Source organism: Carboxylicivirga sp. (assembly GCF_982718395.1).
In genome coordinates this window covers 1-11,774 of sequence record NZ_CEXQWX010000181.1, presented here as the reverse complement: position 1 = coordinate 11,774, position 11,774 = coordinate 1, and the positions used below count along the sequence as shown (strand labels likewise).

8 protein-coding genes are annotated in these 11,774 nt (G+C 36.0%); all 8 read left to right on the top strand.

Annotation, left to right across the window (positions count from 1 at the left end; translation table 11 throughout):
• Nucleotides 1-600, top strand: a 600-nt coding sequence (locus AC4MRQ_RS22055; RefSeq protein ID WP_491199892.1) for a TlpA family protein disulfide reductase, incomplete at its 5' end; no start/stop codon positions are given.
• Between the two features lie 11 nt (nucleotides 601-611).
• Nucleotides 612-1,730, top strand: coding sequence for a redoxin domain-containing protein (locus AC4MRQ_RS22050; RefSeq protein ID WP_491199891.1), 1,119 nt, complete (start codon nucleotides 612-614; stop codon nucleotides 1,728-1,730).
• Nucleotides 1,731-1,818: 88 nt separating this feature from the next.
• Nucleotides 1,819-3,414, top strand: a complete 1,596-nt coding sequence (locus tag AC4MRQ_RS22045) for an NHL repeat-containing protein (RefSeq protein ID WP_491199890.1) — start codon at nucleotides 1,819-1,821, stop codon at nucleotides 3,412-3,414.
• Between the two features lie 36 nt (nucleotides 3,415-3,450).
• Nucleotides 3,451-5,028, top strand: a complete 1,578-nt coding sequence (locus tag AC4MRQ_RS22040; protein WP_491199889.1) for a hypothetical protein — start codon at nucleotides 3,451-3,453, stop codon at nucleotides 5,026-5,028.
• Nucleotides 5,029-5,177: 149 nt separating this feature from the next.
• Nucleotides 5,178-5,606, top strand: a complete 429-nt coding sequence (locus AC4MRQ_RS22035; RefSeq protein ID WP_491199888.1) for a DUF4625 domain-containing protein — start codon at nucleotides 5,178-5,180, stop codon at nucleotides 5,604-5,606.
• 183 nt (nucleotides 5,607-5,789) lie between these two features.
• On the top strand, nucleotides 5,790-8,963 hold the full coding sequence (locus AC4MRQ_RS22030; RefSeq protein WP_491199887.1) for a chondroitinase family polysaccharide lyase: 3,174 nt from the start codon (nucleotides 5,790-5,792) through the stop codon (nucleotides 8,961-8,963).
• Nucleotides 8,964-9,250: 287 nt separating this feature from the next.
• Entirely contained in the window at nucleotides 9,251-10,465 is a 1,215-nt protein-coding gene (locus AC4MRQ_RS22025) for a thioredoxin family protein (RefSeq protein ID WP_491199886.1), read from the top strand.
• A 47-nt stretch (nucleotides 10,466-10,512) separates the two neighbouring features.
• Nucleotides 10,513-11,774, top strand: a 1,262-nt coding sequence (locus tag AC4MRQ_RS22020; protein WP_491199885.1) for a TlpA family protein disulfide reductase, incomplete at its 3' end; no start/stop codon positions are given.

The window sequence follows — 11,774 nt, the reverse complement described above, 5'->3', positions numbered from 1 at the left end:
TTGAAATATCAATTAAGAGCATTAAAAAGTGATAAGGTAAAAAGCGTTTGGGCATGGGAACGTATACAAACTAATGCTTTCTATGATGATCTTTCGTATGCAAATGCTAAAACGGCCAGGAAATACATCACCGATCCAAAGAAATTAAAGTTCATTGCAGAGCAGATGAAAAGTATGGAAGTTGCCTTAAAAGGGGAGCCATTCTGTGATTTAAAATTTGAAAATGAAGATGGTCAATTGATTGATCTTAATCAATTTAAAGGCAAATATGTATATGTTGATTTTCTTGGTGTATATTGTCCCGCCTGCATCGCCCAACTACCACATTTAAAAGAAATCAAAAATAAATATAAAGGAAAGGGCATTGAATTTATCTCCATCTGCTTAGGCGAAGATAAAGTGAAATGGAAGAAACTGATTAAAAAGCATGAAATTGATTGTATTAACTTGATTAGTAATAATAACGGTGTGTCAGGTATCTATAATATCACCTATATTCCACACTATATGCTTATTGATAAAAAAGGGAAACTAATTACTGCCAAGGCTCCTAAACCCAATGATAAATCCTTAACTACGTTATTAGATAAACTATTATAAACTATAAGATTATGAGAAAGATATTCGGATTATTGATGATTGGTATAGGTTTATTTTCTTGCAAACCTCAAGCCTACGAGGTTAAAGGTTTTATTAAAGGAGTGAATAACGGATATATATTAGCAATTGGTGAAACAATAAACGACACCATACCATTAGTTAACGGACTTTTTGAATTCAAAGGCAGTGTTCAGAAAAATGAAATTGTTAAGTTCTACATTGAAGATGATGAAAACAAGGTTGAAACCTACTTGGCACCCATTAAGTTATTTATTAGCAATGATGTGATCAATATCAAAGGACAATTGGAACAATATGGCAGAATCAGCTATAAGATAAATGGCGGGAGGGAACATCAAATTTACGAATCATACAATTCTAAGCTAGGAATACTTGACTCAATTAAACAGACTTACTTTAATACTCAAACGTTATTAATGAATGGCGAATTTGAAGAAATCAAGGAGCTACAAATTAAAAACAGAAAGTGGTGTGCCCAAATTGCAAGTGCGATTAATCAAATACCTGAATGGAATCACAAAATCAGCTCAACCTTTATCTTATTAGATAATCTGAATTACATACCATTGGAATTAGCCAATACCATTGCAAACAATTTTTCGCCCGAAATGCAGAGTTCTCCCTACTTAATTAAAGCAAAGAAAAAACTGGTCAGTCGTGGACGGATGCAGAATGGGAAAAAAATACCCGACTTTAAACTTAAGGATAAAAGTGGTAATGTTTATTCATTGGATAATTTTAAAGGTAAATACTTATTAATGGATTTTGGTGGATACTATTGCCACTGGTGCGTTAAAGAATTTCCAAATGCTGTTAAAGCTTGTTCAAAATATAAAGACGAAGGCATGGTCTTGTTAAGCATTAATATGGACGGTAATGAAAAAATGGCAGAAAAAGATCATGAACGGCAGAGTCGGTATCTAGAAAAATACAAGGTTGATTTGAATAAGTATTATTTATCACCATGCGGGAGAGTAAACGATTTGGTAGCAAAATACAATATAGACGGTTATCCATATATCATTTTAGTAGGGCCTGATGGTGAAATAATTGAAAAGAATTTAAGGGGCAAACACATGGCCATGGTCGTTGATAATTGCTTTGATTGAAACTAAATAAAAAATAGACTAACCCTCTTAAGGGGGCTATCTGATTTGAGGTGCCTCCTTTTTTTATTTCTAACACATTATATAAATCATGAATAGATCAATTATAAAAGGAGTACTGTTTTTGGTTGTAACGATTGCCTTGATTGGCTGTGACCAATCAAAAGAGAAAGCAGGATGGACAGTAAACGGCACAATTGAAGGCTTGACTGATGGTATTGTAGTTCATCATAAAGGCAAAGAGTATAAAGTATCAAATGGCAAGTTCCAGGTTAAAGGACCTGAGGTAAAGGAGCCAACCAGGATTGGTTTTACCATTAAAGATGCGGAGGTATCTTTTAGTATGTATGTCGAAAATGGTATTACCAATTACTACGCCAAACTAGTTGAAAAAGAAAGACCCTCTTTTTTTGAAAACAAGCCTGAAAAATACAAACAATTGATTGATGAAAAAATAGAAGGATCAATTGTTAATCAGCATTATAAAGAATATTGGAGAGTGATTAATGAACCTAATCAAAAGTATCAGCAAGTGATCTATAAGGCTAGAAAAGATAAGGAGTCTGCTGATAAAATCAACAAATTGGTGCAAGAGAGGGAACAGGCTAAAGTCGAAGCGGAATTAGGGTATATTAAGAGGCATTCAAACGACTATTATGGGGCAGTTGCCCTTGCTTATATGTGTCGTGGTAAGAATAAAGATGAAATAGAAAAAGCGCTTAAATTGCTCGATCCTACAATGGATAATTCGGTTGTACGATCATTAAAAGAGCAAGTGGCCAATTCAAGAGATGTCGATATTTCTGAGGCTATTACTGCAAGTGATGTGTCATATAAAGTGGAGAAAACATTCGATGGCAGTTCTGTACTAAACGTTGTTTATATGGGAGTATTAAGCAATAATCATATTTGTGCTTTAGCCAAAGATGGAACGGTTAAGCTGATCAATAAGCATGGGAGGCAAATTAGCAGCTTTAAACCAGAGTCTGAAAATAAGCCTACCTCCCTGGCCATTGACGAAAAAGATAATATTTACGTGATGTGTCCTCTTATTCAGGAAGTCACAAAAGAATATCGTGGCAAAACATTTAAGAAAAAGCAAACAACCGGCTATTCATGCAAGGTGTTTAATCTGCAAGGTGAAATAATACGCACCATTAGATTAGACAGCCTTAATTCGGCTACAGGGGCTCGATTGGCGAACAATAAATTGATGATAGCCGATCGGGAAAATCGTATTATAGCTGTTTATGATAGTGAAACAGGAGAAAAAGAAGCTGTATTGGAAGGCATGCGCCCATGCTGTGGAATTCTTGATTTTAGCATTAATGAAAAGAATGAAATTCTGGTGGCTAATTTAGGAGCCTTTCGCGTTCAGGCCTTTGATATGAGTGGGAAACAATTGTTGGCTTTTGGTCAGCGTGGTAAAGATGTCAGTGATTTCCATGGTTGTTGCAATCCGGTCAGCGTTGCTTATCTTTCAAATGGTGCAATTGTAACGGTTGAAAAAGACCCAACCCGTATAAAGGTTTATAGTAAAGAAGGAGCAAAGCAAATTGAAGGTATTCAGGAATTGGTAACTGGTTGTAGGTACATCCCAATGATTGTGGATGAGAATGACAACTTGTACCTGGCATCGCCTAAAAAGGGGATTATTAAATGCATCCCTAAAAATAAAGCCATCTAATTGATCAATTATCATACACAAATAATCCCGCAATTGATGTACAAAAATCTAGTAGATAAGAACATGAAGTATATATTCAAATTAATGACCATTATCACGGTTCTGACTCTTAGTTTAGCCGGATGTGGGGAAACGATGAATGAAGGTTATCGGATAAAGGGCTCCATAAAAGGTATTCAAAATGACAAATTGAAGGTAAAACCCGCTTATAAGGGAGCTAAAGAAATTATTGTTGAAGTTAAGGATGGTTGTTTTGAAATTAAAGGAGAGGCATTGAAAGAACCGTGCTCATTTAGCTTCTTTTTGCTGGAAGAAAAAAAGAGCTTTTATTTTTATGTGGATAATGGTGAAATGCTTTTTGAAGGTGAGTTAGGCAAAAGGGATGGGTTTCCTGCAATTATTACCAAGCGCCTCGAAGGATGCGATGTGAATGATCATATTAGCCTGCTCAATAGCCAATATAAAGCAGTTGATGAAAAATACAACTTATCGACAGTGAAAAAGGAAGACTTGAAAGCTGTTTTGGAGAATATGGCTAAAGAGAAGGAAGATATTAAATATACTTTTATTAAAGCAAATCCCAATGCTTATTGGACCGGGCTTGTGGCAAAGGAATTGACACATGGTATGGATGCCGATGAAATTAAAGAGGTACTTAAGTTGATTGATCCTGAACTGGATACGCCGCATTTACGTGAATTAAAATTGATGTTGGCAAAAATGGAAGAGACCGATGTGGAACTCTGTGAAATTACGCAAGCACCTACCATACCTTATAAAGTAGATAAAGACTATAAAGGAAATAAAGTAACTGGGATCAGGTATTTAAGTGTATTATCAGATAATAAGGTTTGCGCACTTTGTAAAGGACGTGAAATAAAAATAATGGAGCCAAGTGGGAAAGAAGCCTCCAGTTTTAAACTAAAAAAGAGTAGTAGCGTGATAGCTACTGATGCAGAGGATCAGATATATACCTTCCATCCAATTATGGAAGTACAAGAAAGGAAAGTGCGTGGCAAACTGGTGAAGAAAAAAGTAAGCAAAGGGCATGAGTGTATTATTTACGATAGAAAAGGAAGACAAATAAAAACGTTTGAAATTAAAGGTTTGGCTTATGCTTCTGGAGCCAGGGTGGTTGAAAATAAACTATTGATAGCTGATGTTAAAAGGCAGTTGGTAGCTATTTATGACGCACAGACGGGGAAACTGTTATCAGAGATGAAAGAAATGCGACCTTGTTGTGGTATTCTGGATTTTAGCATTAATCCTGATAATGAGTTACTGATTGCCAACCTGGGGGCTTTTAGAGTTCAAAAATATGACCTAGACGGTAAATTGCTGTTGACATTTGGGAAGCGAGGAAAAGAACTTGATAATTTCCATGGTTGTTGCAACCCTGTCAGTGTAGCCTTTTTATCAAATGGAGCAATCGTAACTGTTGAGAAAGATTCAACACGGATAAAGATTTTTGGTAAAGATGGCGCCAAAGTGATAGATGGTATCGATGAATTGGTTCAAGGTTGTGAATACATACCAATGATAGTAGATGCTAAAGATAATTTGTACTTGGCTTCGGCAATCAAGGGTATTGTTAAGTGTGTACCAGTTAAATAACTTATTCTACAGGATAAAGAATTACCATTCATTAAAAGTTTAACCAAAGTAATTCTTCGAGGCTTGCCTGGGAAGTCTCTCTTTCTTCACTGAGTCAGGTGAGATGCTCGGCTTATATCTACTAGTGAGATGAATGAAATTAAATAAAAATGAGAATATTAGTATATTTTATGATTGTATTATCGTTTTTAGGCTGCGGATCTGGCGATGATCCCAATACTCCAATAGACAAAGAGATACCGCAATTTCAAATAACAGAACCGGTTGAGAACCAAACTTTATCAAAAGGTGAATATATTGAGTTATCGGGGACCTTAACTGATGATGTTAAGCTTGATAAATTAATAGTCACATTGGTTAATCAATCAACAAAAGCAGGAAACGGAATAGATGATCCATGGCAACCAGAGGCATATTGTATTGATTTGGATACAAAGGAAAAGGAATTAAAAGCCTATCGCTTATTTGATCAGGCTATACCCACTGATTGCCTGGCTGGTTCTTATAATTTGAAACTACAGTTATTTGATGCAGTTGGTAATGAAGCTATTCTCAATTTACTTCTAACAATTCAATAAACATTAGAAAAGAAAAGGTTTTTTAGTTTATTGAAATAGAGCCTGATAGGTGGTTTTGTCACTTTTTACCTCAAAGCATGTCACCTAACAATAATAGTTATGGGTTATATCAGTGAAAAGGGAATTCAGGAAAAATTCAATCTTATCAGGAATATGATAGTAAGCTTTAAATCAAAGGGAAAGATGAAAATTAAATATTGGTTGGTATTAACACTCTGTTTGGTTTTGCTAAAAGCTAATTCACAAGATTATTTGGGACTTGAAAGCGCTGTTCCTGCCAATTGGACAGCAAGTAATAATGGCCTGCACATGTCATCATTGCATGCAAAAATGGGTAACGAATCTATTAAGTGGGATTGGATACCTTCAGGTTCGATTACCATCGATAATCCTGATGGAATGGCGAATGCCTGCAAAGAATATAAAGGGGGCATGATGCTCTGGATTTATAATGACAACGCGAAAGATGCTGATTTAAAGTTCGAATTTATGAACAGTAACGGCACCATTCAGTACCATTTTAAGTATCACATCGACTTTACGGGTTGGCGTGCTTGTTGGATTCGTTTTGATGAAGATATGCAAGGTATCAAGTCAGACAAGAATCTGGTTACATTAAAGATTACCGCTCCATCAACAAACAATGGCGGAACGCTTTATTTTGATCGAATGATATTTCCGGATACGCGGATTAATGACCGGGTTACGCCAGATAAACAATTGCCGGAAATTAATCCTACGATGAAAGAAAACCATTGGGCGGCTTTATGGTATTGGTATTCAAATTATGACTTTCAAATAGAATTGAAAAGTGCAGTTAGTACTGAAGAAGCAGAAGCATTCGCCGAAATCAGGCAAAGAATAACTAATTCAGTAAAGGGAAAAGCACTAACGGATGCTCAAATAACCAAGGTGCAGGAAAAATACAATGAATTAAACCTGCGAAAAGAAAATGGAATCATTTACGGACCAGCTTATGTTGCTTATGATGAAGTAGATGAAGCGAATGGTGATCAGTCACATAGCGAGATAAGTTCCTTGATGTATGATATAGCCAAAGGCTGGCATCATCATCGTGCCAACGGTTTTGACCAGATGTTTATAGATATACTGGATTGGTTATACGATCAGGGTTTAACTGTTGGTAGCTGTTTGGGAACGAACCACCATTACGGTTATCAGTTCAATAAATACCCCAAGGCCATCTGGTTAATGAAAGAAGTTTTGAAAGAGAAAGGTTGTTTTGAACCGGCATTTCAAATGATTCAATTTTGGATGGGGGTACAGGAAGTTCGACAGTTACCTGAATACCATAACTTTCAGGGGATGGTCGATGCCTGGAATACAATTATCCCCGGACGACTGATGGCGATTATGATGCGCGATGACTCACCAGAACTGTTAAGAGATATAGAGTCAAATACAGCATGGATGAATGCGGCTTTACAGTTTAGCGACGGCGTTATTGGAGGATTAAAACCAGATGGTTCTTGTTTTCACCATTATATGATCTATCCTGCCTATGCTAATGGTGGATTTGCGGGCTTAGGGCAATATTTTAACTATGTTGGTGGCACCAAGTACAACTTATCAGAAGAAGCACGAAATAATTTTAGAAATGCCTTGGAACTACAATCATGGTATTGTAATTATCGTGCCTTTCCAAATGGTTTAGCCGGACGACATCCAATAGCAGGAGAGGCCGGAACAGGTGCTATAAATGCCTTGGGTTATTTGGCTAAAGCCTATGATCCGATAGATCATGAACTGGGTGCCGAATATTTGCGCTTAGCGCGCTATAAGCTTGACTTATATAACGAAATAAAAGCCTTAGGAGTAGAACCTTCTGAAGCGCCGGTTGGAAATAGAAGCGCCAATTATGGTGCACTTAACCTGCATCGACGGGATAACTGGTTAGTCGCTATTAAGGGGTTTAATAAGAATGTTATTGGTACAGAAATCTATTCGGCCAATAATCGTTACGGTCGCTATCAAGGATATGGAGGTGTTCAAATATTAGCTTCTGGTGATCCGGTAACCGCTGCATCGAGTGGATTTGTATTAGAGGGATGGGATTGGAATCGTTTCCCGGGTACAACCACTATTCATTTGCCCTATGATTTGTTGGATGCTCCCTATTCCCAGCAGAATGAGTTTTCACAATATGAAACGTTTGCTGGTGCTTGCTCATTAGATGGAAATGGTATTTTTGGAATGAAACTGCGAGAAAATAATTATACGAACTATACATCTGATTTTGTTGCGCGTAAGTCGGTATTTGCATTCGATAATCGTATTATATGTTTGGGTACTGGAATCAACAATAGCAATAAAGCTTCTAAAACAGAAACAACATTGTTTCAAACACACCTGGAGAATGACTCGGAAGTATTATTGATTAATAACGAAGGTGTTACAGACTTTCCACTAAGACAAGAACTGCGTGCTGATGAACATGTTCCAATCACACTTTTGGATACGAAGGGGAATGGGTATTATATACCCGAAGGAAAAGTGAACGTTTATAAAATGCAGCAGGAATCGCGTCATCAAAAAAACAGAAGTACTACAAGTGGTAATTTTGCTTCGGCGTGGATTGATCATGGAACTTCTCCAAAGGATAAAGAATACGAATATTCAATTTTGGTGCAATCTTCAGGAGATGAATTGGAAGAGTTTAAGAATAAAATGCAGTCGTCTGACCAACGCCCATATACAGTTATAAGAAAAGATAATAAAGCCCATGTTGTTTATGATAAAGTAACTAAAACCTATGGGTTTGTATTATTTGAGCCTAATTCAAAAGTTTCAAAATCATATATAGCTGCCACCAATTACCCGTGTTTGGTGATGGTAAAAGAGCAAGCAGTTGGTGAAATAAAATTAGCAATTGCAGATCCGGCAATTAATATGTCGTTAAATGCAGATCATCCAAAAGCAAAGGAAAGGAGAATAAAACTAACGCTCAATGGCAGATTTGAATTAAAAGAGGAATCAGAGGCTTGTCGAATTATCTACAGTGATGAGTTTAAAACTGAGATAGAATTTACTTGTATTCATGGACTTAGTGTAGAGGTAAGCTTGTTAGGAATTCTTAAAACAGGTATTGACAATAATGAAAAAGTATTGTTGACACCCATCATATATCCAAATCCAACTAATGGATTAATAAACATAGAAGAGGATCAATCATTAAAATCTATTCAAGTTCTGGATGGTAATGGGGGAATAGTCAGATTTTTAAGAGTTAGTGAAAAAGCAATATTATTAACTGGCTTACCTGATGGTATTTACTATTTGCACCTCCTATTTGCAAGTGATAAAAAGAGAACAGTGAAAATCATTAAAATGAAATAGTGACTGAATAATAAATAACATAGATAAACGGTTCATTTGGGTTTAGTTTGTTGGACAGTTCGATATGTGAATTGTGATCAGCCCGGGAAGTTTCTCGGGCTGTGCTCCCAGATATAGAAATAATGGTTTTAATCTATTTGGTCAAGCAAGTTGCTTGTTGCTAATTGTATTTATTCAAATGCATCTGATGAATTTATAATCCCATTTATTACAAGTCATTCTTAGAGTTATGCAATACTTAAGCTGGAATGAAAATTTGTATTAATTATCAAATAAGAAAAGTAGTTATGAAGAAATTGATTGTATTATCCCTATTAGCTTTATTTACATTTGGTTTGATGGCTCAGGGTATTGAATTTGAGCAAGGTACGTTAGAAGAAGCAATGGTTAAAGCAAAAGCCGGGAATAAGTTGATTTTTGTAGATTGTTATACTACCTGGTGTGGTCCTTGCAAATCTTTGGCTAAGAATGTTTTTACACAAAAAAAGGTGGGGGATGTGTTTAATGAGAAGTTTGTCAATATAAAAATTGACATGGAAAAAGGTGAAGGCATTGATTTGAAAAAGAAGTATTCAGTAACAGGTTTTCCAACTCTGTTATTTCTTGATGCAGAAGGAAAGGTAGTGCATAAAAAAGTTGGTGCAACTGGCGTTGGAGGCTTAATTGATGAAGCAAACATTGCCACTGACCCCGGATTGAAACTTGAGGCATTAGCTGAGAAGTATGATAACGGCGAGCGCAATATTAAGTTTTTATTTACTTATGTAGAGTCATTATTTAATAATAAGGAATTGGATAAGGCCATTAAGGTAGGAACAACATTTATGACCGAGACACCAAAAGATGACTGGTACAATGTGGATGCTTTTGCTGTTATTGGTTGGTCGCAAGCCTTAAAGTATAAAAGCGAACAATTTAATTATATAGTAGACAATAAGGATCGGTTTGTAGCGGTTGAAGAAATTGGTGAAAGCAATTATGGAGGCGTTGTTGGAGCAAGTATAAGCCGCTACCTGAACAAACTTTCAGAGACCTGCACTCTGGATGAACTTAAGGAGGCGGTAAAAGAAACCAGGCAAGTATATGAATCACCTGATCAGGGAATGTTCCAGGAAGGGCTATATGATAACTGGTATTTAAATAATAAGCAGTACGATAAGTGGTTTGAGCGTAATGAGAAATTTGCTCGTGATGTGTATTCGCAAGACCAAGGTATCGGTTGCCGGATTATAATAAATGTAGTAAACAAGGTAGCTACTGATCCGGAATTTAAAGAAGCCGCCAGGGTGTTTGAAAAGGCGATTGGCTTAACTGAATTGGTTAAAGAAGCAAAAAAAGAGAGTCATGTGAGCTATTATTACCTGGCTTTGTTCAATAAGAAAGTTGGAAATAAAAAAGAAGCACTAAACAACATCAATACCTGTCTTGTCAAGCAAGCTAAAAAGGGTGGAAAAGATGATCCTCGAATTAGTGACTTAAAAAACGAGATTGAGGCGATGTAAGTAGTTGTTGTTGATTTTAAGTAAGTTAATTAGAAAATTAAAGGATTATGAATTTGAATAATGTTTTATGCAATAGAACCTTTAATAGGTTTCTGATTGTACCTGTTTTTATCATGCTTTCTGTTACAGCTTGTTTGTATGCAAGGGGTAATAATAATCCATTGATAACAGTAAAAGTTGCAAATGCCAAAACACAAACCATTAGTATTTATAGTTATGATGGTTCATTTAATCAAAAGATAGAAGCTAAGCAGGATGGTGTTTTTAATGATGTCATTAAAACTGACCTGAACAAGCTTGTTTTTAGTGATGGTACCAATAAGATGTACATATATCTTGAGAAAGGGAACCATCTGAAGATTAGTTATGATGCCAGTGATTTTGAGAATACCTTATCCTTTTCTGGAAAGGGTTTTGAAGCAACTAAGTTAATTTTCGACGACCGGGAATTATATATGAAGTTTTCAAGAAGAGGAACGATGGCTTTGCTGAAAGAAAAACGCTATCAGCAGCGCTGGGATAGTATTAATATGGCACGTCAGGCATTGTTGCAAAATACTCCAAATTTGTCTGAAAAATTTAAACGTTTGCAAAGTAACAACATCCGTTATTTTTATCTAAAGCAATTGCCTACTTATGATATGAAGCATATCATGTTTACTGGCAACAAGAATTTTGAGGTGTCAGAAAACTTTTTGGATGAATATAAAGCATTAAATGATTTTTCCAGCGGTCAAGAATACATATTTTCTTCGGCATATCGTGAGTTAGCTTCCATGCATTATGCCAGTGTTATCAATAAAGCCAATAATCCTGATTCTCTATCCTGGGATTTGCTGGCCATCAAAGTTCTATCAGAAATCCCTAATGATACCATTCGAAATGGACTTTTAATGCAATATGCAGGTTTTCATTTAAATGCTGATAATAAGCATGCCAAGGTATACTTTGACACCTGGATGGCTGCATCAGGCAATAAATGGCACAGGAAGAAAGTAACCAAAATGTATAATAACCTTAAAACCTTTGTCAATGGTATGCCATCGCCAAAGTTTATGAATTATGAGAACCATGCAGGTGGTACTACTTCTTTAGACGATTTAAAAGGCAAGTATGTTTATATTGATGTTTGGGCAACATGGTGTGGCCCCTGTAAAGCAGAAATACCACATTTAAAGAAAGTAGAAAAGCAATATCGTAATAAAAACATAGTCTTTGTTGGCCTTTCGATTGATAAGCAGAAAGATAAGGAAAAATGGAAAAACATGGTGACTGAAAAAGGATTAGAAGGTGTTCAGTTAATTGCAGA